This is a genomic window from Vibrio atypicus, assembly GCF_009811315.1.
Classification (GTDB): Bacteria; Pseudomonadota; Gammaproteobacteria; order Enterobacterales; family Vibrionaceae; genus Vibrio; species Vibrio atypicus.
Window position 1 is genome coordinate 213,760 of the sequence record NZ_BLID01000002.1, and the last position, 26,666, is coordinate 240,425.

Consider the following 26,666-nt stretch of genomic DNA (forward strand, 5'->3'; position numbering starts at 1 on the left):
GCTATGTATCCAAACCTACTCCAACCTTTAGATCTAGGATTCACCCAGATAAGAAACCGAGTCTTAATGGGCTCAATGCACACAGGTCTTGAAGAGCATAAAGAAGGATTAGGGAAGCTCGCTGCTTTCTATGCTGAACGTGCCAAAGGCGGTGTGGGTTTGATAGTAACAGGTGGTTTTTCACCTAACTTGCGTGGTCGACTACATCCTTTTAGTGCAGAGTTCAGTAAACCTAAACACGCGAACGCCCACAAAGTAGTGACAGAGGCTGTACACGAACATGGCGGTAAGATCGCATTGCAATTATTGCATGCAGGTCGTTATGCGATGCATCCATTTGCTCAAAGTGCATCCGCAATTAAAGCGCCAATCGCCCGTTTTGCTCCAAGTGAAATGAGTGCCCGTCAGATTAAAAAGACCATAGATGCCTTTGCTAATAGTGCCTCTTTGGCTCAACTGGCTGGCTACGATGGCGTTGAAGTGATGGGATCTGAAGGGTATCTGATTAACCAGTTTATTTGTAAGCGCACCAACATGCGTTATGACGACTGGGGCGGTAGCTATGAAAATCGTATGCGCTTCCCGCTAGAAATTGTGAAATCTATCCGCAAGGCGGTGGGTGATGATTTCATTATTATTTTCCGTTTGTCGATGCTGGATCTTGTTGAAGAAGGCAGTACCTTTGATGAAGTGATTGAGTTAGCGAAAGAGCTCGAAAAAGCGGGGGTGACAATCATTAACACGGGGATTGGTTGGCATGAAGCGAGAATTCCAACTATAGCGACTCAGGTTCCACGTGGTGCATTTACTTGGGTTACTGAAAAGGTTCGTCCGCATGTCAATGTACCGATTGTGACTTGTAACCGCATCAATACCCCAGATGAGGCGGAAATCATTCTCTCTAGCGGTCACGCCGATATGGTGTCGATGGCAAGGCCTTTCTTAGCCGACCCACATTTTGTTATTAAAGCTGAGAAGAGCCAAGCGCAATTAATCAATACTTGTATCGGTTGTAACCAAGCGTGTTTAGATAATGTATTCAAAGGTAAGCGCGCGAGTTGTTTGGTAAACCCACTAGCTTGTCGTGAAGATGAATTGGTCGTGACCCCAACGGACAAGCCAAAGAACATAGCGGTTGTTGGGGCAGGGCCTGCGGGTTTATCTTGCGCGACAACTCTGGCTCAGCGCGGTCACAATGTTGATTTGTTTGAACGCAACGATCGTATTGGTGGTCAGTTCCGCTTAGCGATGCAGATCCCGGGTAAAGAGGAGTTCCGCGAGACGATTCGCTACTTTGCGAACCAGATTGATGAAACGGGCGTGAAGCTACATCTGGAAACCGATGCAAACTATGACTTGCTCAGCGAATATGATGAAGTGGTCATGGCATCTGGCGTAGAGCCTCGTAAGGTTAAAATTGAAGGTATTGATAACCCAGAAAAAGTGATCGATTACCAAACGCTCATCAAAGAGAAAACCTATGTCGGCAACAAGATTGCCATTGTGGGCGCGGGTGGTATCGGCGTTGATGTCGCAACCATGTTGACTGAGCCAAATGGTCATAACTTGGATGATTGGCTACACGAATGGGGCATTGACAAAGAGATTGCGCATCCTGGTGGTTTATATCCATATCCAGATTCATTGAGTGAAAAAGAGGTTTGGGTGCTTCAACGTCGTAAAGGTCGCGTCGGTAAAGGTCCCGGTAAAACAACAGGTTGGATACACAAGCGCACCTTAGAAAAACGCGGTGTGAATCTACTAGGCGGCGTTAGCTATGAAAAGATCGATGATAAAGGCTTACATATTAGCGCTGATGGTGAATCTAAGTTGCTTGAAGCAGATAAAGTGGTGATATGTGCTGGCCAAGAGTCAGTACGACCATTTGAAGATAAATGGCATTTATTTGGCGATAAACTGCACATTATTGGTGGCGCTGATTATGCAGGTGAACTGGATGCCGTGCGTGCTATTCGCCAAGGTGTTGAGCTCGCAGTGAAATTGTAATCGCTACTTTTATACTATCTAAAATGAACAAAGCCTCTCGTGTGAGAGGCTTTTTTATTTGATTCCAAATTAAAGAATGACCGTCTTGTTACCGTAAACAAATACGTGGTCATTGAGCACTTTGTTTAATGCTTTGCTCAATACGTTCTTTTCAACATCGCGACCAGCTTGAGCCATATCTTGAGCGCTGAAATTGTGATCAACAGGGATGACGTCTTGCTTAATGATTGGGCCTTCATCAAGATCGTTAGTCACAAAGTGGGCCGTAGCACCAATGATCTTCACACCACGCTCATAAGCTTGCTGGTATGGCTTCGCACCAATGAAAGCGGGTAGGAAGCTGTGGTGAATATTGATGATTTTATGGTTGAATTTCTCAACAAAAGATGGCGTAAGTACGCGCATATATTTAGCGAGCACTAAGTAATCTGCTTGATATGGTTCAATCACTTCGAGCATCTTTTGCTCATGTTCTTCGCGATTAAGACCTTCATGAGAAACGTGATGATAAGGGATGTCAAACTTCTCTGTCAGGCTTTGCAGTGTATCGTAGTTACCGACAACGGCGGCAATATCGACATCCAAGCTACCATCGTAGTTTTTCATCAGAATATCACCGATACAGTGCGCTTCTTTAGTCACAAGAATGACGACACGTTTTCGGTCTGAGCCAATCAGCTTGCGCTTGGTTCCTTCAGGCAGTGCTTGATCAAGGTCAGCTAAAAAAGTTTCATCGTTGAAGTAGCCTTCAAGCTCAGTACGCATGAAGAAATGGCCGCTAGTGTTATCAACAAACTCATTATTGTGCACGATGTTTAATTGGTGCTTGTAACAGATGTTGGTGATTTTAGAAATCAGGCCTGGGGCGTCAGTGCAGTGCGTTAGCAGTGTTTTCTTTTCCATTTGGTTGGTACTTCCGTGAATTATTTTTTTTGTATTCTGAAATTTATACAGGGCTTCGAACGGTGAAGTAACCCGCAATATAAAAGCTACAATTAAACTAATATCAAGTTGGTTTCAACTAATAATCTGAGTAAATCGTTTGGCTTATGCTTTGTTAGACAATTGGGCCTAATCAGGTCGCCAGACTATTTAAGTATTAGTTGGATATTCTCTTCCTCGTTATGAGTGTCTTAAGGTGGTATTTATGGATAAAGAGCTTCTCGCCCGTAAGTTGTATTCCGAAAGAGTGAGCGCCCTAATGGGTGATCAAGATATTGATGAAGAAATGTTAGAGCAGATGTGGGAGAACAAAGCGTCGCCTAGTGAAGCGGCGAAAGCGATGGCTGATGCTCAGAACGAATTTTCTGGCCCGGCTTGGTTATCTCGTTACTTAAACCGTCGTTAGCAATAAAACTGACCACTTATCATCTACCTGCGCGAATCTAATCAGATTCGCGCCTTGCTTTGAAAACTGCCATAATCCTTGCCGAATTTTTGATTTCTTGTAGACCGACTAATGATCGCAAAAACCTTTTCCTCTGATGGTGCTTTAGGCAAAGCTATTCCCGGCTTTCAACCTCGCCAAGCTCAACTTGATATGGCGGAAGCTGTATTAGACACCATAAAGTCTGAAGGACAATTGGTGGTCGAAGCGGGAACCGGAACGGGTAAAACTTTTGCTTATCTTGTACCCGCACTGATGAGCGGTAAGAAAGTGATCATTAGTACTGGGTCAAAAAATCTACAAGAACAGCTTTTCCATCGAGATTTACCACTGATGGTTGATGCACTTGGCTTCTTTGGTCAAGTCGCATTGCTGAAAGGCCGAGCTAACTATTTATGTTTAGATCGCTTAAGCCGCCAAATGGTCGAAAGCCATACTAATACCGCCGATCCAACATTATTGAGTCAACTGGTAAAAGTGCGTTCGTGGGTGAGTGAGACCAAAACCGGTGATTTAGGCGATTGCGATGCCATTGCTGAAGATAGCCCTGTCATCCCTAATATCACTTCAACTAATGACAACTGCTTAGGGAAAGAATGCCCAAGTTATCAAGATTGCTTCGTGTTGAAGGCGCGTAAAAAAGCGATGGATGCAGATGTGGTTGTGGTTAACCACCACCTGTTTTTAGCGGATCTCGCCATTAAAGAAACTGGTTTTGGTGAATTGATCCCTGAAGCTGATGTTTTTATTTTTGATGAAGCGCACCAGCTACCCGATATCGCAAGTCAATACTTTGGCCAATCTCTCTCTAGCCGTCAGATACAGGAGTTGTGTAAAGACATCGAAATCGGTTATCGAACGGAAGCAAAAGACATGCGCCAGTTGCAGAAAGCGGGAGAAAAACTGCTCCAAACTGCGATGGATTTACGTATCGTGCTCGGTGAACCTGGGTTTCGCGGTAATTGGCGAGAAGCCATCAAATCGCCGTCTATCGCACGTGAAATGGAGCGCTTGAATGAGGCGTTGAGTTTTGTGCTGGAGGTGCTGAAGCTTGCATTAGGCCGAAGCCAGTTGCTTGATGCTGCATTTGAGCGTGCCAATACCATACAAGCTCGGTTGGCTCGTGTATGTGAAGTGTCGATAACTGGATATTCGTATTGGTATGACACCACACCACGTCACTTTAGTTTGCACATTACACCTCTTTCGGTTGCTGATAAATTCCACGAACAGATTGAGTTAAAGCAAGGTACTTGGGTATTTACCTCAGCAACTTTGGCGGTGAATGATGATTTTGGTCACTTTACCTCTCGACTAGGGTTAAAACCGAATAAACAGTTTTCGTTGCCTAGCCCATTTGACTATCAAAACCAAGCTAGGCTCTGTGTGCCTCGATACTTGCCGGAGCCCAATAGCCCAGGTTTGGCAGAAAAACTGGTGCGTATGCTCGGGCCAATAATTGAGCAAAACCAAGGGCGATGCTTCTTCCTTTGTACTTCCCACAGCATGATGAAAACACTCGCAGAGCGCTTTAGAGAGACGCTCACAGTGCCGGTATTAATGCAAGGTGAGACCAGTAAACAAAAAACGTTGGCAGAGTTTATGGAACTCGGCAATGCTCTACTCGTTGCGACGGGCGCATTCTGGGAAGGGATAGATGTTAGAGGTGATGCACTGAGCTGTGTTATCATTGATAAATTACCGTTTACCGCCCCTGATGACCCGCTAATCAAAGCGCGCATCGAGGATTGTCAACTGAAAGGTGGCGACCCTTTTGCACAGGTGCAAATTCCTGAGGCAGTGATTACCTTGAAACAAGGTGTCGGGCGATTGATTCGAGATAAGAAAGATAAAGGCGCGCTGATTATTTGTGATAACCGCTTGGTGACTCGTGAATATGGCGGTGTGTTTTTAGCCAGTTTACCACCGATTCCGCGCACACGGGATTTGAAGGTGATTCAGGACTTTCTTGAATAGATTTTAGAAATAACAACGAACAATTAGAGATTTCAATGAGCGCAAAAATTCTTGCCCTAGATACAGCGACAGAAAATTGCTCTGTCGCGCTTTTGGTTGATGACAAAGTGTATGTCCGCAGCGAGGTCGCGCCTCGCGATCATACAAAAAAAATCCTCCCAATGGTGGATGAAGTCTTAAAAGAAGCAGGATTAACACTAGCTGACCTTGATGCGCTTGCGTTTGGCCGTGGTCCGGGCAGTTTTACTGGTGTGCGAATTGGCATTGGTATTGCACAAGGTTTAGCTTTCGGTGCTGATTTGCCTATGGTTGGCGTATCAACACTCGAAGCAATGGCGCAAGGTAGTTACCGTAAACACGGTGCAACCCACGTCGCCAGTGCGATTGACGCTCGAATGAGCGAAGTTTATTGGGGTCGTTATGCTCGTCAAGAAGATGGCACATGGGCTCAGTTTGATGCGGAATGCGTTATTCCACCAGCAAAACTTGCTGAGGAATGTCAGGCGGATGAGCATGTTTGGCATACCGCAGGTACGGGCTGGGATGCTTACCAACAAGAGCTGGCTGATCTGAAACTTCAGCGCAGCGCAGGGGAGGTTTTATTCCCTGACGCGGAAGACATTGTTTACCTAGCTCAATTTGAGTTGGCGAAAGGTCATACCGTTGATGCAGAAGAGGCCAGCCCAACGTATCTACGTGATACGGTGGCGTGGAAAAAGCTGCCAGGTCGTGAGTAACTCGAACAACAGTTAAACGGATAGTATGGTATCGATTAACGGATTACCTCCTTCGGTCCCCGGCCCAAATAGAGCCAACAAGACCAATAAGAAGAATGAGGTTAAAAAATCACAGCAACAGAACCCAGTTGGTCAACCAACTAAGGTGGCGAATGCTGTGGCTCATACTATCCGCCATGTCAGTGAGTCTGAAGTTCATAAGGCTCAAATTCAGTACGATCTTCCTGAAGGTCGCAGCCGTAAAGCGATGGAAGAGTACATGAATGTCATGCACCAAGCGAAGCGTGATGAACTATCACAGATGCTTGGTGTCGATATTTATATCTAAATCTATCGCTAGAAGATGGTGACAACCATGAACTCAGCCCGCCTAACAAAGCTTGTAATTTTTGCCTCTGCTTTACTGTTGAGTGCTTGCAGTACCTTGCCTGAGAATTTGAAATCAGAAAATCCTCAACTTGTTACTGACTATACGCTGTGGCAAGCAGAGCAAGAAAGCCAGCCTCAGGTTCGTTTAGGTGGGGTAATTGCTAAAGTCACCAACCTAGAGCAAACCACACGAGTTGAAGTGGTGAACTTACCCATCAGCTCAAGTGGTAAGCCAGACATCAATCAAGAGCCTCAAGGACGATTCGTTGGCTACGTTGAAGGTTTTGCTGACCCGGTAACTTTATCTGAAGGTCGCCTAATTACGCTATTAGGCCAGACGAGCAGCAACGAACAAGGCAAGGTTGGTGAATACGAATATCTATTTCCAGTCATGCAAGTAGAGGGCTTTCATCTATGGCGCATTGAAGAAAAAGTGATCGTCCAAGATGTTGATAGTTACCTCTACCCGTGTCGCAGCCTCTATTGCCGTGATATTCGCCATGGCACTCGGAAAGGTAAAGTAATTCAGGAAGTGAAATGACGGCTCGAAGCCAGCGCTATGCTATCCACAATGGTGAACTAGCAAGCCTAGAATATGGAAACAGCGAAACGGCCGATATCTCGGTCGTTTTTTTGCACGGTTGGTTAGATAATGCTGCGAGCTTTGAGTCTGTCATGACAGAGCTTCATCGCTTAAATCCCAGTTGGCATTTGTGCGCAATCGATTTACCCGGTCATGGTCTCTCAAGCCATAAAGGCGCGGGTAATTTCTCCCCTTTTCATGACTATATTGACGATGTTTATCAGCTTTTGGTTAAGTTATCGCCAAACAGATTAGTCCTAGTAGGGCATTCGCTTGGTGCTTTGATTGCAAGTTGTTATAGTGCCGCCTTTCCTGAACAAGTCAGTGGGTTAGTTCAGATAGAAGGGTACGGACCTTTGGCAGAAAGAGAGAGCGACACTGTGTCTCGGTTAAGAGAGGGAGTGCTCAGTCGTCAAAGGATTCGTAGAAAACCGACAAGAGCATTAACGTCGGTGCAGGACGCGATAGAGAGACGCGCAAAGGTCAACGAGATTGAATCTGATTTAATCGCGCCAGTGGTGAAACGGGGTTTAGTCCAACGTGATGGTCAGTGGCATTGGCGTCATGATGTTCAGCTGCAAAGCCAATCTCTCTATCGAATGTCGTTGGAACATGCGCACTTCATTCGTCAGCAAATCACTTGCCCTCAACTAGTGGTGCTTGGCGATCAAGGTTTTTCACATCTGCATAGCTTTCAACAAGATGCTACCGAAAAGACTCAATTTAAAGTCATTGAAGGTGGGCATCACTGTCATCTGCAAGCTCCTTTTAGAGTATCTAACCTAATTTTTGGCTTAGTTAACAAAATTTAAACAAGTGTTTGAGTGTTTCGTGCTCAAGCGCCTTGCCTGTGCTGTAATAGCAGATGATAAAAACAACAGCGTTTCATCGGCTTCAGCCAGCTTATTCGAGGAGTATTACCGTGGACAAACCTTGGTTATCACGTTATCCAAGCGATGTGCCAGAGCACATTAATCCAGATCAGTATCCATCTCTAGTTGAGATGTTTGAAAAGTCAGTACAGCAATATGCTGACCAACCTGCGTTTACTAACATGGGCTCGGTAATGACTTTCCGTAAACTGGAAGAGCGCAGCCGCGCGTTTGCCGCGTACTTGCAAAACGATCTGAAACTGAAAAAAGGCGATCGTGTTGCGCTAATGATGCCTAATTTACTGCAATACCCAGTAGCACTATTCGGTGTGTTAAGAGCGGGTCTTATTGCGGTAAACGTGAACCCTCTGTATACGCCGCGCGAGTTAGAACATCAGCTTAATGACTCGGGCGCAACCGCGATCGTTATCGTGTCTAACTTTGCTAATACACTAGAGCAAATCGTTGATAATACTCAAGTTAAACACGTTGTACTAACAAGTCTTGGTCAGATGCTACCTCGCGCGAAAGGCACTATTGTCGACTTCGTGGTTAAGTATGTTAAAGGCATGGTACCTAAGTACGATCTGCCTGGCGCAATCTCTATGCGTCAAGCACTGCATAAAGGTCGTCGTCTACAATATGTTAAGCCATTTATGTCTGGTGATGACATCGCTTTCCTTCAGTACACAGGCGGGACAACCGGTGTGGCGAAAGGGGCAATCCTGACGCACCGCAATATGATCGCCAACGTGATGCAAGCAAAAGGGGCGTATGGCCCAGTCTTGTCTGAAGGGCGCGAGCTAGTCGTTACAGCTCTGCCGCTTTACCATGTATTCGCATTGACAGTGAACTGCTTGCTGTTTATCGAAATGGGTGGACAAAACTTACTGATCACCAACCCGCGTGATATCCCTGGTTTCGTTAAAGAGCTGCAGAAATACCCATTCACCGCAATTACTGGTGTAAATACGTTGTTTAATGCACTGGTCAACAACGAAGACTTCCATGAGCTTGATTTCAGCAAATTGAAGTTATCTGTAGGCGGTGGTATGGCCGTTCAGCGCGCTGTGGCCGATCAGTGGAAGAAAACCACAGGAACGCATCTTCTAGAAGGTTACGGCCTTACAGAGTGTTCGCCGCTAGTAACGGGGAACCCATACGACTTAACTGATTACACTGGTGCTATCGGTCTACCTGTTCCTTCAACAGAAGTTCGTATTGTGGATGATGAAGGCAACCCGGTGCCAAATACAGAAGTGGGTGAGCTTCAAGTTCGTGGCCCTCAGGTGATGCAAGGTTACTGGCAGCGTCCTGAAGCGACTAAAGAAGTGATCAATGAAGACGGCTGGCTTTCAACAGGCGATATCGTGAAGTTTGATGACGAAGGCCTCATTCATATTGTTGATCGTAAGAAAGATATGATATTGGTGTCGGGCTTTAACGTTTATCCGAATGAGATTGAAGACGTTGTTGCGCTACACGGTAAAGTGCTTGAAGTGGCAGCCATCGGCCAACCTCATGAAGTGTCTGGTGAGCTAGTTAAGATTTACGTAGTGAAGCGCGACCCTAGCTTGACGAAAGAAGAGCTTATAGCTCACTGTCGTCAACACCTAACAGGCTATAAAGTACCTAAGTTGGTTGAGTTTAAAGAAGACCTACCTAAAACTAACGTAGGTAAGATCCTGCGTCGTGTTCTTCGTGAAGAAAACGATGCAAACCTAGCCAAAGCTGAGCAAAGCTAATAGAGCAGAGCTAAGTGATTGATGATAGAATGCCGACATTAACCTGTCGGCATTTTTTATATCCGATATTTGATACCAATCTAAATGAGTATTTAGCCATCGTGGTACGAGTGAAAACTACTTATCTAGATTGGTATAAACCTACAGCGAGATGCGAGTGAACTACCAAATCATCACCGAAAGTAACCAGCTTGACCTTGTGTGTCAGCAGGCGCGAGAAACTGACGTTGTCATGTTAGATACGGAGTTTGTCCGTACCAGAACCTATTACCCTCAATTGGGCCTCATTCAACTGTTTGACGGCGAATATTTATCGCTGATAGACCCAACGGTGATTGATGATATGAGTGCGTTTGTCGGCCTACTTCAAGATACTTCGGTACTGAAGGTACTTCACGCATGCGGTGAAGATTTAGAAGTGTTCCACAACAGCTTTGGTTGTTTGCCATATCCAATGGTTGATACTCAGGTCATGGCTGCATTTTTAGGTCATGGTTTATCGACAGGTTTTGCTGCATTAGTTGACCACTACTTGGGTGTTGAACTGGATAAGAGTGAATCTCGCACAGATTGGTTAGCAAGACCACTAACCGCCAAGCAGTTAGATTACGCGGCAGCGGATGTGCACTACTTACTGCCGCTATACGAAAAGCTATTGAACGAAGTGACGGAAGCTGGCTGGTGGCAAGCCGCACAACAAGAAAGTGACTTGTTGGCTTCAAAGCGCGTTAAAACGGTTAATGCAGAGATGGCGTACCTTGATGTAAAAGGCGCTTGGCAGCTGAAACCACGTGAGCTTGCAGTTCTTAAGCCGCTTGCCACTTGGCGCTATAAAGAAGCAGTGCGTCGCGATTTAGCCTTGAATTTCGTATTCAAAGAGGCAGACCTTTTGACTGTGGCTCGCCTTGGCTTGCAAAATCGTCAGCGCATGGAGCAAGAGGGGATTGATCCTCGTGCTATTCAGCGTCACGCCACTCGAATTATCTCTATTGTAAAAGCTGCGAGAGAGATCCCAGCAGAAGAGTACCCAGACAAGATTGAACGCTTGATGGATATGACCGGATACAAGCAAAAGTTCAAAGTGCTAAAAGATGAAGTGAAACATGCAGCGCAAGCTTCGGGCTTAGCCACTGAATTTATCGCATCGAAAAAGCAGTTAAACCAAGTTATTAGCTGGGTATGGAAAAAAGATCGCGATCCGGCCAAGTTACCCGATGCAATGCAAGGTTGGCGCTTAGAGCTCGTGGGTGAAAAGCTCAATAAACTCTTGTAATTAAAGCTCCTTCGGGAGCTTTTTTATTGCTAGCCTAAAGTGAGTCGACATCCAGTTCACAAATGAATGTTCCATTTATGTTTCAATTTGGTTAATTGTGGATAATGTTATCAGCACTGAATAAGGAGGCTGGTAATGTGGATTCGAACACTGCTTTGGCTGTGCGCTGTGATAATGCCAATCTTCGCCGTCGCAAAGCCCCTTGTCCTGACCTCTTTTCCAGAAAGCTTCTATTCTCAAGTTGAGCAAGCGTTTAAGCAACGCTACCCTGACTCAACGCTACAAATTATGAACAAGAAGACGCCTGCGTTGATTGCTCATTTAATGCAACAACGAGAGCCTAAGCCGGATTTGGTTTGGGTCTCCTCTTCAGACGCAATGGCGTTGATGCAACAGTTGGGTCACATCAATGATCCCGTTCCTTTCGCGTGGTCTCATTTTGGCTTTTTTTGGCACAATAGCGCGTTGAGAGCCGATTCGTTACCTGAGCCAACTGGCTGGGCATCATTACTCTCTCCAGAGTTTGTGGGTAAATTAGCATTGAGTGCGCCGTCCCGTTCTGGGACAAATCATCTCGTTGTTGAGCTTATTTTGCAGCAATACGGTTGGCAAAAAGGATGGCAAGTGATCGCACAGCTGGGCGGTAATTTGGCGACAATAACGGCGCGCAGTTTTGGCGTCAGGCAGGGGATCATTAAGCAGCGATTTGCCATCGCCCCTGTTGTGGACTTTTTCTATAAAAATGCCTTAGAGTCTGGGCATGACGTTGGCTTTTTTCCTTTACCTAGTGCGCCATTAATTCCTGCTCAGATTGCCTATGTGACTGGATCGCGTTCAGCAGAGGGGCAAGTGTTCATCGACTTTTTGCTTAGCGACTTTGGCCAACAGTTGCTCTCGTCTTCTCAGCTCAATCGCATATCATTGAAGCAGGGCCAAAGTCTTCAGCAAGACCGAGGAAACTATCAATTTGATGAACAACTATCCGCATCTCGTTATCACTTAGTGAATCGTTTGTTTGATCTATTTATTACCGAACGTCTAAGTGATTGGCAGCGATTTTGGGCCCTTTGGTATCAGCTTGAACAAGCGCCATTGTCAGAGCAGCAACGCCTGCTATTGATGAATATTAAGCAACGAGTAATTGATGTTCCTATCGATGAATCGGTGGCAACGGATCCAGCGTTAAATGCAAAATTAAGCCCGATACATCGCTATGACAGTTTTTATCAGCGCATGACTCAAACTTGGCAGCGGGAGCTGGGGCAGCAATTGAGCAGTGCATTGGTTGAGTTGGAACAATTGAACCAGCAAGTTGAGCATGGAGCGTCGCAATGAAAAAGCGCCATAGTATAGCGACTCGAATTTTTGTGCTTTTTGCATTAACTGGGGTTGTTGCCAGTACGGTTGTTTTGACGAACTTCTTTTCATTTATTCGAGTTGCAGACAGCGTTGATACAACGGTTCATCAACAGTTACCAATTCTTATTTCTGCCGCCAAAATCGCCCATACGGGGGGGATTATCATCACTGATGCGTCTAAGTTAGCGAGCGCGGATTCTATGGCGATTTTGATTCAAGCTCAGCGCAACCTTGAAGAGACGTTACCGGTTTTAACTCAACTTGCTGAGACCGGCCTAAGCAGTAAACGGCGCAATGAGCTGTTGGCTTTGGTTGAAATATTGGATTTGAACGTCGCACATATTTTTGCCAATAGTCAGGAAAAGTTGCGTCTAAAGACGAAACAAGCACAGATTAGTCAACAGCTTCATTGGCTACAAGTTGATTTCGTTGATGAAGTGGCACCATTGGCAACCGAAAGCCAATACAACTTAAACCAGTTGGTCAATGGCTTAGCCCAAACAAAAAGGTTGTCAGCGTCTGAGTTGTCGCAGTTAAACAACGAGGTCAATGTCCAAGCTCAGCTATTAAAATTTGAAGGTGACGTGAACCTGGTGCTCGATCTTCTTCAGCGAGTACCGCTATTTAGTGTCCGAAATGACGTGTTAGCTGCTCAGAGCATGATTGATGAAAACCTTTATGAGATTGATCAGCAGATTGAAGTGCTTAAAAACATACCAAGTACCATTACATTGCGTCAGATGGCAAAGAGCTTAAAGCAGCATGTTGAAGGAGCAGACAACGCGGTTGAACGAAGCTTACGAGTTCTGATTTTTGATGAACAGAATCGAACCTTACTGAATGAAAACAGAGAACTGATTCAAAGAATTAAACTCATTATAGATCAATCGATTGTGGATGCTGAAGTTGCCAACAGTGAGACCACCCAGCAATTGACAGAGACACTGGAGCAAAGTCGCCAGCAGCTAAACTTCGCTTTATTGGCGATCTTAATCATCACCTTAACTATGGCTTGGTACTTAAAGACCCACATGTTGGATCGACTTGCGTATGTATTGCGGAGTATGCGCCACCTTGCGCAAGGTAAGCCGCAACAAATGATTCATGTATCAGGGAAAGATGAAGTCGCTTCTTTGGCTGATGCGACGAACGTGTTTTATGACCAATCGAAGCAGTTACATGAATATACCTTGACGTTGGAAGAGACGAACAAACAGCTCGTGGTCGAAGTACAACAGCGAAAAATGACGGAACAAGAGTTGAAAGATACTCAAGAGGAATTGATTCAAGCGGGTAAACTGGCTGTGCTTGGTCAGTTGACTACCGGCATTGTGCATGAGTTCAGTCAACCGTTGGCAGCTATTCGTTCCAATACGTACCTTGCAGAGCAATACTTGCAGGTGGGTGATAGTGATAAAGCCAAAAAGTAAGATTGATAAGATAAACAAGGTAACAGATCGTGCGACGAAGCTTTGCCAGCACCTGAAATCTTTTGCGCGGAAAAGTGATGATGTCTGCCAGCCCATCAGTTTAAAAACCACGATTTGTAACGCATTGGAGTTGTTCACTGAGACATTGCCAGTAGATGCTGTCTCTGTCGATGTGCCAAGTAACCTGCTCGTAATGGCGAATGAAATTCGTTTGGAGCAGGTCTTTGTTAACTTAATCAGTAACAGCATTGATGCTATAGAGCGTGTTGAGGTAACACGGCCTGCAGTAATACAAATTGTGGCGAAGAAGCATGCTGGGCAAATCACTATTCAATTGTCTGACAACGGCTGCGGGATGAGTAATAGCCAGCGACAAAGGATTTTTGAACCTTTCTACACCACCAAAGAGGTGGGTAAAGGGCTCGGTTTAGGAATGTCGATTACGCACAATATCGTGCATGACTTTGGCGGTACGATCCATATTGCTTCGCAACTTGACCAGGGAACGGAGGTGACGTTATGTCTCAACACCACATCTTGCTCGTAGAAGATGACAAAGAGCTAAGAGAAAGTTTAACGGAAATACTGGAGTTGAACGGCTTTTCTGTCAGCGCCTTTTCTTCTGCAGATAAAGCTCTGCCCTGTATTAGCTACGGTTGTGATTTAACCGTGATATCGGATATTCGTATGCCTGCGATGGATGGGCTAGCTTTTTTAGAGCATATCCACCAGGTCGACGAGCAGCTGCCTGTTATTTTGATTTCTGGCCATGCGGATATTGAGACGGCGTTGCAGTGTATTAAGAATGGGGCTTTTGATTTTGTCGAAAAACCGCTTAGACCGGAACACTTAGTTGGCTTGGCAACTAAAGCCTCTCAACATCGTCAGCTTACCCTAGAAAATCGCCGATTGAAGCAAACTAGCCAACGGCATATTTCATTAGATGAAGTGTTGCTGGGGCAGTCAGAGTCGATGCAGAAACTGAAACAACGTTTGATGACGCTCGCAAATGCAGACGTCAATATTGTCATCAATGGTGAGACGGGAAGTGGTAAAGAGATGATAGCGCGCACGTTACACGCTCAATCAGAAAGAAAGTCTCATCCATTTGTGGCAATCAATTGCGGTGCGATGCCGGAAAATTTGATTGAGTCTGAACTGTTTGGTCATGAGCAAGGGAGCTTTACGGGCGCAAGTAAAAAACGGATCGGTAAAATAGAGTTCGCCTCAGGTGGGACCTTGTTTCTCGATGAAATAGAAAGCATGCCACTGTCGGCTCAAATTCGTTTGCTAAGGGTAGTGCAAGAAGGGGAATTGGAAAGAGTGGGTAGCAACTCACCGGTTAAAGTGGATTTGAAAATACTCTCTGCGTCTAAAGATGACTTACTACTTCTCTCTCAACAAGGTGATTTTCGCCAGGATCTCTACTATCGACTTAATGTTGCGACGCTTGATATCCCACCACTGAGAGAAAGAAAAGATGATATCCCTCTCTTGCTGAGCCATTTTATTCATGGTTCTGAAGCGCGTTTGAAGAAAAAGGCGCAACCATTGACTCCCATTCATTTCCAACAACTCGTGAGCCACGACTGGCCTGGGAATGTTCGTGAGCTGATGAATGAAGCTGATCGTATTGTTTTAGGCATCTCAGATTTGATCAGCCATCAATGTAGAACAGAATGCACCAGTTTATCTCATCAAATGGCCCAGTTTGAATTGCAAACTCTTCACCATGCCTTAGTTCAACATAATGGTCATATCGGTGAGACGGCAGAATATTTGGATATTCCACGTAAAAACCTCTATCTACGCATGAAGAAATACGGCCTTAAGCGTGAAGATTATGCTCCAGAAGGTGATGTGAGCGACTAGGTTACTTTTGACCTACAGATTTAATGCGATAGTCGGTAAATGACTCATTGCGAACTACTGGTTAATTTTAAATATCTGATTTTAAACAAGTTAACATTTTTACAACATTGGCACGGCAATTGATTTATATAGGGGAGAGCTTGAGCTCTTTACCTCTAGATAATCATGGAGTGCAATATGAAAAATGGAACGAAATTGTTATCAGTAACATTGGCTGTGGGTCTGGCGCTTGGATCGAGCAGCGTTTTAGCAATGGCAGACAAAAACTTAGTCATTGTTACCTCATTTCCTACAGACGTAACGGATGTCTATAAAACGGCCTTCGAGAAAAAATACCCAGAAGTTAAAGTAGAAATCCTTTCGAAGAAAACGACTGCTGGAATTAAGTATCTTCAAGAGACGGCTTCAAATAACAAATCAGACATCTTTTGGGCTTCTGCGCCAGACGCATTTGAAGTGCTAAAAGATAATCAGTTACTGGCGAAGTATAACTCCTCGGTGGCTGGTATTCCCGATAAAGTAGGTTCATTCCCGATCAATGATCCAGATGGTTTTTATAAAGGCTTTGCCTTGTCTGGTTACGGTATGATGTGGAATGAACGCTATATGAAAGCGAAGAAGTTACCCGTTCCAAAAGAGTGGGAAGATCTTTCTAATCCGGTTTATCACAAACATGTTGGTATGTCCGCACCATCTCGTTCAGGTACAACGCATTTAACGGTTGAAGCTATCTTGCAAGGAAAAGGTTGGCAAGAGGGGTGGACGACATTGAAGGCCATCTCAGGCAACTTCAAAACGGTGACTGAGCGCAGTTTTGGTGTGCCGGATGGGGTTAACAGTGGTTCGTTTGGTGTCGGCATTGTTATTGATTTCTTCGGCTTGTCATCGAAAGCGACCGGCTTCCCTGTTGATTTCCATTATCCTACTGTGACCGCTTTGGTTCCTGCAAACGTGGGTAAAATTAAGAATGCGCCTAACTCAGAAGCGGCAAGTGCATTTATCGACTTTTTGTTGTCTGAGCAAGGTCAGCAGCTACTGCTAAATAAAAAAATTCAGAGACTTCCGGTCAATCCCGCTGTTTACGCGAGCACACCAGAAGGCTTCCCTAATCCATTCACAGGGCAACAACTCGGTAGTGTTGACTTCGACTTATCCCTTTCTAAATCTCGATATAACGTAGTGAACAGCCTTTTCGACGTGATGATCACCTATCGTTTAGATGAATTGCGTGAAGCGACAAAGAGCATCCAAGAAGCCGAAGCTGCAGCGAAGAAAGCCAACAACAGTGAAGCACTTCAATTAGTAGAGCAAGCGAAGCAACTGATTAATCAACTTCCTATCACTGCAGCGCAAGCGAGTGATCCTGAATTTGCTGCCATCTTTACTAAGAAGCGTAAAAAGGAGAGTGACAAAGTAGGTGCTAGACAAGCTGAAGTTGAGCAAGAGTGGGACAATAAAGTGGTTGCAAATTATGAGCAAGCGACTGAATTAGCTGAAAAAGCGTTAGATATTCTTTAATCCTCCTGTTTCCCCCCTGTCATAGGATGGCACCGCGTGCAGCGTGGTGCTGGGGGGCTTTTTAATTCAAGCAATGGAGACTCCAATGAGTAGTGCTTCTTTATCTCAACCAAGTAATAGCGAGAAAAAAGAAAACAGTGGGTGGTTGAAAAAGATCCGAGAGGATTGGGGCCTCTATTTGAGTGCCTTTATTATCGGTCTGTTTATCCTAGTATTTCTTTTTATCCCTGTCATGAAAGTGATTTTTGTGGCTTTCCAAGATGGGGACGGCAGCTTTTCACTGGTTAACTTTCAAGATTTCTTTAACTCGAGCCTGTTTCAAGAATCGTTTTTTAACTCGTTTTACGTCGCTTTCATGTCAGTGATAGTTGCGTCTATTATCGCGATGCCACTGGCTTATTTTACGAGTCGTTTCCAGTTTAAGGGGACAGTACTCATTCAAACACTAGGGATTGTTCCGTTGATCATGCCGCCATTTATTGGTGCCGTGGCGATGCAGTTGTTGTTTGGTGAGAATGGCACAATGAACTTGCTGCTGGATGAATACCTCGGTTTTACCATCCCAATAATGGAGGGATTAAACGGGGTGATTTTTGTTCAGAGCGTCCACTATTTTCCATTCATTTTGATCAACCTTTCTGCAGCACTACAAAACATTGATCGCTCAATGGAAGAGTCAGCGCAATCTTTAGGCTCATCTGGCATAAAGCTGTTCAGACGTATTGTTTTTCCATTGGCAATGCCGGGATATGTCGCAGGCGCATCCTTGGTGTTTGTGAAAGTCTTTGATGATCTGGGCACACCACTTCTATTAAACGTAAATAACATGCTTGCACCTCAAGCGTATTTACGTATCTCTTCAGTGGGTATCTCGGATCCAATGGGCTATGTAATATCTGTCATTCTTGTTGCGTTCTCTGTATTTGCACTTTGGGTATCTTTTTTGGCTCTGCGCGGCAAGGACTACTCGACGACGCAAAAAGGAGGTGGCGGTTTATCTAAGCGAGAGCTACGTCCTTGGGAGAAGGTCGGTTGCTACGCCGTGATTGCCTTTATCTTGATGTTGGTATTAGCACCTCACTTCGCACTGCTACTGCTTTCATTCGGTACGATTTGGTCATTCAGTCCACTTCCTGATGCTTACACGCTAGAGCATTATTCGACAGCAATCACCCAAGCATCTGACTTTATTACCAATACGCTGTTGTATGCGGGACTAGCAGGCTTGATTGATATTGTGCTCGGTACGGCTATCGCTTATCTGGTTTGGCGAACAAAAATGGTGGGGCGTAAATGGCTTGATTTTGGTGCTATGGCCGCATTGGCCGTACCTGGAGTTGTACTAGGTATTGGCTATCTTCGTACTTTCTATGATGTAGATATTCCTTTTGTTGGTTCTTCGATGGCCACTTGGTGGGGAATCATCGTTATTGCTTTGGCAGTTCGACGTTTGCCTTATGCCCTTCGTTCTTGTGTTGCGGCATTACAGCAAGTTAGCCCTTCTTTGGAAGAAGCGTCAGAAAACTTAGGTGCGACAAGGGCGACAACGATTCGTCGTATTGTTGTACCGCTTATGGCTGCAGGTATCTTGGCCGGTTTTGTTACCGCGTTTGCTACGGCTGCTGTGGAGTTGTCTGCCACTATCATGCTGGTTTCTCAAGAATCTGATGCACCATTAGCTTATGGACTCTATTTGTTTATGCAAAGTGCTGCTGGTCGCGGTCCAGGTGCTGCGCTTGGGGTTATCGCAGTATTGATTGTTGGATTAGCGACTTACATATCGCACACCATTGTAGAGCGTACACGCCAAGCCCACGGCATGAAAAGCCACTAACAGAAGGAGTTGAAAATGAGTTTAGGCAATACAAAACAAGTTGGCATTTCAATTAAAGATCTAACCTTATCGTTTGGTGAGACGGAAGTGCTGAAGGGCGTTAACTTGGAAATTGAACCAGGGGAGTTTTTTGCATTTCTTGGTCCTTCGGGGTCGGGGAAATCAACATTATTGCGTGCGATTGCGGGGTTTGGACCTGTACCACAAGGTGAAATTCTATTAGGTGATGAAAACGTTATTGAGCAGCCACCATGGAAGCGTAACGTTGGGATGGTATTCCAAAGTTATGCATTGTGGCCGCATATGACAGTAAGACAAAATGTTGCTTACGGGTTAGAAGAACGTAAGGTCGCAAAGCCGGAGATCAAACGCCGAGTTGATGATGCGCTGAATTTGGTTGGACTGCACCATTTGGCCGATCGTCGTCCTTCTCAGCTTTCTGGCGGACAGCAGCAGCGTGTGGCAATCGCAAGAACGGTAGTTGTCGAGCCTAGAATCTTATTGCTAGACGAGCCGCTGTCGAACTTGGATGCGAACTTACGCGAGCAAATGCGCCGTGATTTGCTAGAGCTGCAGCGACAACTTGGTTTGACTACCATCTTTGTTACTCACGACCAAGAAGAGGCGAATACTATTTCAGATCGAATCGCGGTGCTGGATCAAGGTGTTATTCAGCAGGTGGGTGCGCCGATGGAACTCTACGATAACCCGGCGAATAAGTTTGTGGCTGATTTCTTGGGGACGGCGAACGTTTTGCATGGTCGAGTAGAGGAGAGTCCGTCGGGTAATCAATTTGTATCAAGTAACGGTATTTACTTCCCATATGCAGCGAAACCTCAGCAAGACTTGTCATTAATCTTCCGACCGCAAAGTTTAGGCATTTGTCATGGCAGTGCGCAGGCGGGAATGATTCAACTAGAAGGGAAAGTGTTGCACCGAGAGTTTTTAGGCCATCTCATTCGATACGGTGTTGATGTCGGTGGCGAAGTGCTGATGGTGGATGACCCACACTTAAGAGGGGCGAAGCATTTAACCAATGGTGAGACGATTCGAGTCGCACTAAAGCCAGATGAGATAGTTGCTTTATCTGACTAGCATTATCGAAATTGAATACGAAAAGGGCTTCCCAATGGGAAGCCCTTTCAGATCTAACTCGTTAATTAAGCCAAGATGTCAGTAGCGACTTTGTAGCTTGGGTCTTCTTTAACGTTGATTTCCACTAGGCTACCCGCTTTGTCCAACAGCTTACGGCAGTCCGGGCTTAGGTGGCGTAGGTGAAGCGTTTTACCTTGAGCAGAATAACGCTCTGCCAAGGTTTCAATTGCTTCTATTGCAGAGTGGTCAGTCACGCGAGAATCCGCAAAATCCACAATGACATCTTTTGGATCTTTATGAGCATCAAAGATCTCTAGGAAGTTCGCTACTGAGCCAAAGAAGACTGGGCCGTGAATTTTGTACTCTTTTGAACCTTCTTCGTTTAGGTTTGTATCTGCATAGATGTGTTTTGCATGCTGCCATGCAAACATAAGTGCAGATGCGATAACACCGACAAATACAGCGATAGCTAGGTCAGTAAGAACTGTAACAATCGTCACTAAAACGATAACGAAGAAATCTTGTTTTGGTACGCGGCGAGCTAGCTTAAACGTTGCCCACTCAAATGTACCGATGACCACCATGAACATTACACCAACAAGCGCTGCAAGTGGGATCATTTCAATCAGAGATGATGCAAATAAGATAAAGAACAGCAGTGCTAACGCGGCAACGATACCAGAAAGACGACCACGGCCACCTGAGTTTACGTTGATCATTGATTGGCCGATCATCGCACAGCCACCCATAGCGCCAAATACTGAACAAGTCATGTTTGCCATACCTTGACCGATACATTCACGGTTAGATTGGCCACGAGTGTTTGTCATCTCGTCCAAAACTGTCAGTGTTAATAGCGACTCGATCAAACCGATCGCCGCAAGAATAAGTGCGTACGGCAGAATGATTTGGAGCGTCTCTAACGTAAATGGCACCATTGGAATTGAGAAAGTTGGCAGAGAGCCTGCAAGAGTTGCTGCTTCATCACCAGACATAGTACGTAGGAAGTCCACTACAGTACGAGTTTCAAGATCTAAACCTACAACCAGTGCCGTTACTGTTACGATCGCGACCAGAGAAGAAGGTACAGCTGTGGTAATTTTTGGTAGGAAGTGAATGATAGCCATAGTTAGTGCCACAAGGCCCAACATTAGCATCATTTGATCACCGGGTAGCCAAGTTAGCATGCCGTTAATATCTGGTGCTTTGAACTGACCAAGTTGAGCAAGGAAGATAACGATCGCTAGACCGTTCACAAAACCAATCATTACTGGATGTGGAACGATTCGGATGAATTTACCCAATTTAAAGACGCCGGCAGCAATCTGTAGAATACCTGCAAGCATAATCGCTGCGAAGAGGTATTGAACACCGTGAGTTGCGACCAGTGATACCATCACAACGGCCATTGCGCCAGTTGCACCAGAAATCATACCTGGACGACCGCCAAAGATAGACGTAATAAGACCAACGATGAAGGCTGCGTAAAGACCAACCATTGGGTCTACGCCGGCTACGAATGCGAAAGCGACAGCTTCAGGGACTAGGGCTAACGCAACTGTTAGGCCGGAGAGCACATCATTTTTTACAGAGTGCTTAGAAAATTGTGGGAATTCAAACATGCTTGCTCAGTTTTGCTAAATGTTTAGGTGTATTCTGAATTAAGCTTTATAGAGCACTAGGTAAAATGCAATGTAAAAGAGCAGAGTGATTAAAGCTTATGCTTAGATAGTTGCAAGATGTTTCTTACCGTTACCTAAAGATTCAATTCAGTTCGAGTCGGCGAATCCTACCGAAAAGTGTGATTAAGTTCAAGAATGAACCAGATATTGAGCAATATTTGTGATAAATAGATCAATTAAATCAGGTAGCTTAATCAGTACAGATAAAAAAACAGCTCCTAATTAGGAGCTGTTTTTAATCAAGCCTTCAAATTAGAAGCTTTGTGGTTTCGTCATTCCTGCACCAGCTTGACTACGAGCTACTTGGCTACCAGCGCCTTTTAGTTCGTAACGTTCAGTACGTAGAGGAGCGGCAATCACAGTAATGTCTTTCATTTCTGTGGCACCTGGTGCTTTCGCCATAGGTGCAGATGCGTAACCTTTAGTTGTTGGAACAACAATCTCTGAAACAGGTGCTTTCGCAGCTACTTCAACAACTGGTTTTTCCACAGGTTCAGCAATAGCTTCAACAACAGGTTCTGCAACCACTTCTGGCTCAGGCTGTTTCACTTCTTCTACTACTTCTAAAGGTTTAACGATATCCGCTTTTGGAGCTTCTACAGGTGTCTCAACAACGGCTTCTACAGTTTCAGCAATCACAGGTTCAACTGCTTTCTCTTCAACTTTTACAGCTGGTGCTTCAACAACCGTCTGCTCGCGACGAATGATGACTTTACCCATTGCCATTTCAGGGCAAGCAAAACCACCTAGCGTTGCTTTCACTTCTACAGCTTCTGTTGATTGCTCAACTTTTTGCTGTTTCGGAGTTGGCTTAGTAATTCCGTAGCTTGGCATCACTTTACCCATTGCCATCTCTGGAGAGGCTACACCACCTTTACGTAGGCGGAATGGGTTAGGGCGACGATCGCGACCACGACGACGGCGTTGACCACTTGCACGTAAGTGACGTGGAGAACGGCGGTTGCGACGTTGCTTCGGTTGCTCTGCTGTCTCTTCAGTTGCTGCTTCTACTGCTTTTTCTTCAACAGTTTCCGCAACGGCTTCAGATTTGACTAGTTTTGCTTCTTCGTCTGCTTTCGCTTTAGCCGCTTGGTCTTTAACACGAACTTGCTTAGAAAGCTTACGACGTTGACGACGCTCTTTCACTTTCGCTGCTTTCTCTTCAGAGCGGTTCGGCTTTTCGCCTTGCTGCGCATCAGAAGCTAGTTTTAGACCTTCTTCAGCAACTTTAGTGTTTGCCTTCGCTTCGTCACGCTTGTTGTTGCGACGCTCTTTAGGCTTACGGTTTTGCTGCTTACGTTCGCTAGCTTGCTGTTTATTATCGTTCGCTGTTTCGTCGCGTTGCTGTGACTTACGCTTGTTGTCGCGCTTATCTTCACGTTTGTCATCGCGGCTATCGTTACGGTTTTCGTTACGATTATCACGAGAGTTACGGCGACGGTTATCGTTGCGATTGCGACGATTACGGTTGTTGCGTTGACCTTCTCTGCGCTCAGGTTTTGCTGGTTTCTCTTCAACTTTCTCTTCTTCAGCGCTTGAGCTGAATAGGAAGTTGCTTAGCGCTTTAAAGAAGCGGCTAACAAGGCCAGGCTTAGATTCTTCAGCAACAGCTGGCTTATTCTCAACGGCTTTTGGCGTTGGTTTAGGCGGTGTTGGTGCTGATTGTGCAGGAGATGCAAAGCCTTTCAGAACAGGCTCTTCGAATTTCTTCGGTTTTGCGTCTACTTCTGGTACTTCACGGCCTTCTGCTTCTTTTAGAGCGTCTAGCTTCTTCGGAAGCAGGTAAGAAAGTAGATCGAACTCTTCACCCTCACGAACACGGATAACCTCAAAGTGTGGCGTTTCCATGTCTGAGTTAGGTACAACAGTGATTTTAACTTCTTGGTTCTTCTCAATGTGGTTTACTGAGCGACGCTTCTCGTTAAGAAGGTAAGAAGCGATAGGCACAGGAACAACAGCAAGAACTTGAGCTGTGTTGTCTTTTAGTGCTTCTTCTTCGATTAGACGAAGAACAGATAGCGCTAGAGATTCGTTGTCACGAACCACACCAGTACCCGTACAGCGAGGACAGATATGATGGCTAGCTTCCGCAAGAGACGGGCTTAGGCGTTGACGAGACATCTCAAGTAGACCAAAGCGAGAAATACGACCGATTTGAACACGAGCACGGTCCATTCGAACGGCATCACGCAGACGGTTTTCTACTTCACGCTGGTGGCGAACTGGTGTCATATCGATGAAGTCGATAACCACTAGGCCACCTAGGTCACGTAGACGCAGTTGACGAGCGATTTCGTCTGCGGCTTCTAAGTTCGTGTTCAGTGCTGTTTCTTCGATATCGCCGCCCTTAGTTGCGCGAGCTGAGTTGATATCGATAGAAGTCAGCGCTTCTGTTGGGTCAATAACGATTGAACCACCAGAAGGTAAACGAACTTCACGTTGGAACGCAGATTCGATTTGGCTTTCGATTTGGTAGTGGCTGAATAGTGGAACTTCGCCATCGTACTTTTTAACACGGCTTACGAAGTCAGGACGAACCAGACTGATATGCTCAAGAGCACGTTCGTAGATTGTGTTGCTGTCGATAAGGATCTCACCGATATCACGACGCAAGTAGTCACGAATTGCACGAACAATAACGTTACTTTCTTGGTGGATAAGGAAAGGTGCTGCATTCGAATCAGAAGCTTGCTTGATCGCGCCCCAGTGGTTCAGAAGTACGTTTAAATCCCATTCTAGTTCTTCAGCACTCTTACCAACACCAGCAGTACGTACGATTAGACCCATGCCTTGAGGCAGTTCTAGTGTACTTAGTGCAGCTTTAAGTTGAGTGCGCTCGTCACCTTCGATACGGCGAGAAATACCGCCCGCACGAGGGTTGTTTGGCATAAGAACAAGATAACTACCAGCAAGAGAAATGAAAGTAGTTAAGGCAGCGCCTTTGCTACCACGTTCTTCTTTCTCAACTTGTACGATCACTTCTTGGCCTTCAGTTAGCACTTCTTTAATGCTTGGACGGCCTTGGTAGGTATAACCTTCAGGGAAGTATTCGCGGGCAATTTCTTTAAGAGGGAGGAAACCGTGTCTTTCTGCACCATAGTCAACGAAGGCTGCTTCTAGACTTGGTTCGATGCGGGTGATACGTCCTTTGTAGATATTCGCTTTTTTCGATTCATGACCTGGACTTTCGATATCTAGATCGAAAAGTCGCTGGCCATCAACCAAAGCGACACGCAACTCTTCTTTTTGAGTTGCGTTGATTAACATTCTTTTCATTGATAAATCTCGTTGTCATTTTTTGTTTTTCTTGTCGCCTTTTTTCTCTATCACGGTGCCTGATCCCATGGCTTATTTCGTTGCAGCCTCCCGGCTGGAGGGATGCTCGCGGGCACTTCAGTCTCACAAACTCGTTATTGCTTGTGAGCCGCATATATGGCGGTAAATACTCATCGTGATTGAGCTATGAGTAGGGCTTCAAGATTCGCCTATTTCGAAAATGTCTTACGCCGTGTGCTGCATTTTGGTAAATTGGCTTGCTACTCACTTACTTGCTCTAAAATGATAGGGTTTGATTAAAATGCAACCGAATCCTTTATTGCAGGTGTGAACTATAGCAGTACCCAATAAAGTCAGCAATCTGCTTTATAATAATTCGCTAAAAAAGGTGATTTTATTTCATGTAAGTCACTGTTTTAATTTTATAATTGGGGAAGTTTTTGAAAATTGTAATTAAATTGATGAAATTTCATTCGTAGCGGAGTCGAAATTCATTCTAATCGAGCAATTTTCTAGTTTGTTGCGAAGAAAATGTGATTCCGCGCAACTTTGAATGATAGAATATCGGCATGAGCGAAATTAGAACCCAAGTCCAATTTGTCGACATAGACGAAGATATGGCTGGTCAGCGTATTGATAACTTTCTACGCAACCAATTGAAAAGTATTCCTAAAAGCATGGTTTATCGAATCTTGCGTAAAGGGGAAGTACGTGTAAACAAAAAGCGTGTTAAGGCTGAATACAAGCTTCAAGCAGGCGATTTGGTTCGTATTCCACCTGTGACTATCGAAGAGAAAGCAGATGAAGTAGCCCCAAGCACTAAGCTAAATAAGGTGGCAGAGTTGGAGAATATGATCATCTTTGAAGACGATCATATGTTGATCCTTAATAAGCCATCAGGCACAGCAGTGCATGGCGGTAGTGGTTTGAAATTTGGTGCGATTGAAGCGTTGCGAGCACTACGCCCTCAAGCGCGCTTTTTGGAACTCGTCCACCGCATTGACCGCGATACCTCTGGCATCTTATTGGTTGCCAAAAAGCGCTCGGCTTTGCGCCATCTTCAAGCTCAGTTTCGTGAGAAAACTGTGCGTAAATTCTACTTCGCCTTGGTGATGGGAGAGTGGAAGAGCAGCTGCAAAGTCGTAAACGCACCACTTTTGAAGAACGAAGTGAACAGCATTGTACGTGTTAATCCAAACGGTAAACCGTCAGAGACTCGTTTTAAAATTATTGAGAAGTTTGACGACGCGACGCTGATTCAAGCGAGCCCGATTACTGGTCGTACACACCAGATTCGTGTTCATGCTCAATATACTGGTCACCCAATTGCTTGGGATGACCGCTATGGTGACCGTCGCTTTGATGCCTATACCGGAAAAGTTGGCTTAGATCGTTTGTTCTTGCATGCTGCAAACATCAAGTTCCAACACCCTTCAAATGATGAGTGGATGGAGATTAATGCGCCAATGGAAGCCAAGTTAGAGAAAGCGTTGGCTGGTCTGCGTAAGCTATAAAGCGTCATTCCAAAGAGTGACTAAGGAGCGAGTAGGTAATCTCTTTAGATTTTCGACTCGCTTCTAGAGATCTTCAACTCGTTCGTTCCTCACTCTCGAGGATGACACAATAGTTGGGCTAGGAGCGTTACTTAGT

The 26,666-nt window shown here is 45.2% G+C and carries 20 protein-coding genes; 17 read left to right on the forward strand and 3 right to left on the reverse strand.

Features of this window, described 5'->3' with window-relative positions:
* Positions 1-3 precede the first annotated feature (3 nt).
* Complete coding sequence (locus GVO60_RS05575; protein WP_159651732.1) at positions 4-2,007, forward strand: NADPH-dependent 2,4-dienoyl-CoA reductase; 2,004 nt, start codon at positions 4-6, stop codon at positions 2,005-2,007.
* Between the two features lie 69 nt (positions 2,008-2,076).
* Here the strand turns inward: GVO60_RS05575 and purU are convergent, their stop codons facing one another.
* Entirely contained in the window at positions 2,077-2,910 is an 834-nt protein-coding gene (purU, locus tag GVO60_RS05580) for a formyltetrahydrofolate deformylase (protein ID WP_159651734.1), read from the reverse strand.
* Between the two features lie 244 nt (positions 2,911-3,154).
* Here purU and GVO60_RS05585 point away from each other — a divergent pair, with 244 nt between their 5' ends.
* From GVO60_RS05585 to GVO60_RS05650, 15 genes are all read left to right on the forward strand, one after another.
* The gene (locus tag GVO60_RS05585) at positions 3,155-3,355 is read left to right on the forward strand and encodes a hypothetical protein (protein WP_159651736.1); all 201 of its coding nucleotides are present in this window, start codon (positions 3,155-3,157) and stop codon (positions 3,353-3,355) included.
* A 111-nt stretch (positions 3,356-3,466) separates the two neighbouring features.
* The gene (gene yoaA / locus GVO60_RS05590) at positions 3,467-5,371 is read left to right on the forward strand and encodes a DNA repair helicase YoaA (protein ID WP_159651738.1); all 1,905 of its coding nucleotides are present in this window, start codon (positions 3,467-3,469) and stop codon (positions 5,369-5,371) included.
* A gap of 35 nt (positions 5,372-5,406) precedes the next feature.
* Positions 5,407-6,108, forward strand: a complete 702-nt coding sequence (gene tsaB / locus GVO60_RS05595) for a tRNA (adenosine(37)-N6)-threonylcarbamoyltransferase complex dimerization subunit type 1 TsaB (RefSeq protein ID WP_159651740.1) — start codon at positions 5,407-5,409, stop codon at positions 6,106-6,108.
* A gap of 25 nt (positions 6,109-6,133) precedes the next feature.
* Complete coding sequence (locus GVO60_RS05600; protein WP_159651742.1) at positions 6,134-6,436, forward strand: chromosome partitioning protein ParA; 303 nt, start codon at positions 6,134-6,136, stop codon at positions 6,434-6,436.
* Positions 6,437-6,463: 27 nt separating this feature from the next.
* Complete coding sequence (locus GVO60_RS05605; protein ID WP_225874895.1) at positions 6,464-7,018, forward strand: Slp family lipoprotein; 555 nt, start codon at positions 6,464-6,466, stop codon at positions 7,016-7,018.
* On the forward strand, positions 7,015-7,872 hold the full coding sequence (locus tag GVO60_RS05610) for an alpha/beta fold hydrolase (protein ID WP_159651746.1): 858 nt from the start codon (positions 7,015-7,017) through the stop codon (positions 7,870-7,872). The genes GVO60_RS05605 and GVO60_RS05610 overlap by 4 nt, the downstream gene beginning before the upstream one ends.
* A gap of 110 nt (positions 7,873-7,982) precedes the next feature.
* A complete protein-coding gene (gene fadD / locus GVO60_RS05615) occupies positions 7,983-9,677 on the forward strand; it encodes a long-chain-fatty-acid--CoA ligase FadD (protein WP_159651748.1) in 1,695 nt (564 codons plus the stop codon).
* A 157-nt stretch (positions 9,678-9,834) separates the two neighbouring features.
* Positions 9,835-10,950, forward strand: a complete 1,116-nt coding sequence (gene rnd / locus GVO60_RS05620; protein WP_159651750.1) for a ribonuclease D — start codon at positions 9,835-9,837, stop codon at positions 10,948-10,950.
* 135 nt (positions 10,951-11,085) lie between these two features.
* Entirely contained in the window at positions 11,086-12,285 is a 1,200-nt protein-coding gene (locus GVO60_RS05625) for an ABC transporter substrate-binding protein (protein ID WP_225874896.1), read from the forward strand.
* Positions 12,282-13,739, forward strand: coding sequence for a two-component sensor histidine kinase (locus GVO60_RS05630; protein ID WP_225874897.1), 1,458 nt, complete (start codon positions 12,282-12,284; stop codon positions 13,737-13,739). Before GVO60_RS05625 ends, GVO60_RS05630 begins: the two co-directional genes overlap by 4 nt.
* Positions 13,720-14,286 (forward strand): sensor histidine kinase, encoded by a 567-nt coding sequence (locus GVO60_RS22535; protein ID WP_225874898.1) that lies wholly within the window; start codon positions 13,720-13,722, stop codon positions 14,284-14,286. The genes GVO60_RS05630 and GVO60_RS22535 overlap by 20 nt, the downstream gene beginning before the upstream one ends.
* On the forward strand, positions 14,259-15,611 hold the full coding sequence (locus tag GVO60_RS05635; RefSeq protein WP_159651752.1) for a sigma-54-dependent transcriptional regulator: 1,353 nt from the start codon (positions 14,259-14,261) through the stop codon (positions 15,609-15,611). Before GVO60_RS22535 ends, GVO60_RS05635 begins: the two co-directional genes overlap by 28 nt.
* 177 nt (positions 15,612-15,788) lie before the next feature.
* The gene (locus GVO60_RS05640; RefSeq protein WP_159651753.1) at positions 15,789-17,129 is read left to right on the forward strand and encodes an ABC transporter substrate-binding protein; all 1,341 of its coding nucleotides are present in this window, start codon (positions 15,789-15,791) and stop codon (positions 17,127-17,129) included.
* Positions 17,130-17,214: 85 nt separating this feature from the next.
* Complete coding sequence (locus GVO60_RS05645; RefSeq protein ID WP_159651754.1) at positions 17,215-18,963, forward strand: ABC transporter permease; 1,749 nt, start codon at positions 17,215-17,217, stop codon at positions 18,961-18,963.
* A 15-nt stretch (positions 18,964-18,978) separates the two neighbouring features.
* Positions 18,979-20,058 (forward strand): ABC transporter ATP-binding protein, encoded by a 1,080-nt coding sequence (locus GVO60_RS05650; RefSeq protein WP_159651755.1) that lies wholly within the window; start codon positions 18,979-18,981, stop codon positions 20,056-20,058.
* A 65-nt stretch (positions 20,059-20,123) separates the two neighbouring features.
* Here GVO60_RS05650 and GVO60_RS05655 read toward each other — a convergent pair whose 3' ends face one another.
* Together GVO60_RS05655 and rne are read right to left on the reverse strand one after the other, a co-directional pair.
* Complete coding sequence (locus tag GVO60_RS05655) at positions 20,124-21,680, reverse strand: SulP family inorganic anion transporter (RefSeq protein ID WP_159651756.1); 1,557 nt, start codon at positions 21,678-21,680, stop codon at positions 20,124-20,126.
* 312 nt (positions 21,681-21,992) lie between these two features.
* A complete protein-coding gene (gene rne, locus GVO60_RS05660) occupies positions 21,993-25,016 on the reverse strand; it encodes a ribonuclease E (protein ID WP_159651757.1) in 3,024 nt (1,007 codons plus the stop codon).
* 569 nt (positions 25,017-25,585) lie between these two features.
* On the opposite strand from rne, the gene rluC reads away from it, so the two are divergent.
* Entirely contained in the window at positions 25,586-26,530 is a 945-nt protein-coding gene (gene rluC, locus GVO60_RS05665; protein WP_159651758.1) for a 23S rRNA pseudouridine(955/2504/2580) synthase RluC, read from the forward strand.
* Positions 26,531-26,666 lie beyond the last annotated feature (136 nt).

Bases quoted from the DNA above. Each gene is read 5' to 3' on its own strand.
- purU (WP_159651734.1), bottom strand. From the start codon at position 2,910: ATGGAAAAGAAAACACTGCTAACGCACTGCACTGACGCCCCAGGCCTG.
- GVO60_RS05645 (WP_159651754.1), top strand. From the start codon at position 17,215: ATGAGTAGTGCTTCTTTATCTCAACCAAGTAATAGCGAGAAAAAAGAA.
- GVO60_RS05610 (WP_159651746.1), top strand. From the start codon at position 7,015: ATGACGGCTCGAAGCCAGCGCTATGCTATCCACAATGGTGAACTAGCA.
- GVO60_RS05635 (WP_159651752.1), top strand. From the start codon at position 14,259: ATGTCTCAACACCACATCTTGCTCGTAGAAGATGACAAAGAGCTAAGA.
- rluC (WP_159651758.1), top strand. From the start codon at position 25,586: ATGAGCGAAATTAGAACCCAAGTCCAATTTGTCGACATAGACGAAGAT.
- rne (WP_159651757.1), bottom strand. From the start codon at position 25,016: ATGAAAAGAATGTTAATCAACGCAACTCAAAAAGAAGAGTTGCGTGTC.
- GVO60_RS05625 (WP_225874896.1), top strand. From the start codon at position 11,086: ATGTGGATTCGAACACTGCTTTGGCTGTGCGCTGTGATAATGCCAATC.
- yoaA (WP_159651738.1), top strand. From the start codon at position 3,467: ATGATCGCAAAAACCTTTTCCTCTGATGGTGCTTTAGGCAAAGCTATT.
- GVO60_RS05655 (WP_159651756.1), bottom strand. From the start codon at position 21,680: ATGTTTGAATTCCCACAATTTTCTAAGCACTCTGTAAAAAATGATGTG.
- GVO60_RS05600 (WP_159651742.1), top strand. From the start codon at position 6,134: ATGGTATCGATTAACGGATTACCTCCTTCGGTCCCCGGCCCAAATAGA.
- GVO60_RS05575 (WP_159651732.1), top strand. From the start codon at position 4: ATGTATCCAAACCTACTCCAACCTTTAGATCTAGGATTCACCCAGATA.
- GVO60_RS05640 (WP_159651753.1), top strand. From the start codon at position 15,789: ATGAAAAATGGAACGAAATTGTTATCAGTAACATTGGCTGTGGGTCTG.
- GVO60_RS05630 (WP_225874897.1), top strand. From the start codon at position 12,282: ATGAAAAAGCGCCATAGTATAGCGACTCGAATTTTTGTGCTTTTTGCA.
- tsaB (WP_159651740.1), top strand. From the start codon at position 5,407: ATGAGCGCAAAAATTCTTGCCCTAGATACAGCGACAGAAAATTGCTCT.
- GVO60_RS05650 (WP_159651755.1), top strand. From the start codon at position 18,979: ATGAGTTTAGGCAATACAAAACAAGTTGGCATTTCAATTAAAGATCTA.
- GVO60_RS05605 (WP_225874895.1), top strand. From the start codon at position 6,464: ATGAACTCAGCCCGCCTAACAAAGCTTGTAATTTTTGCCTCTGCTTTA.
- GVO60_RS05585 (WP_159651736.1), top strand. From the start codon at position 3,155: ATGGATAAAGAGCTTCTCGCCCGTAAGTTGTATTCCGAAAGAGTGAGC.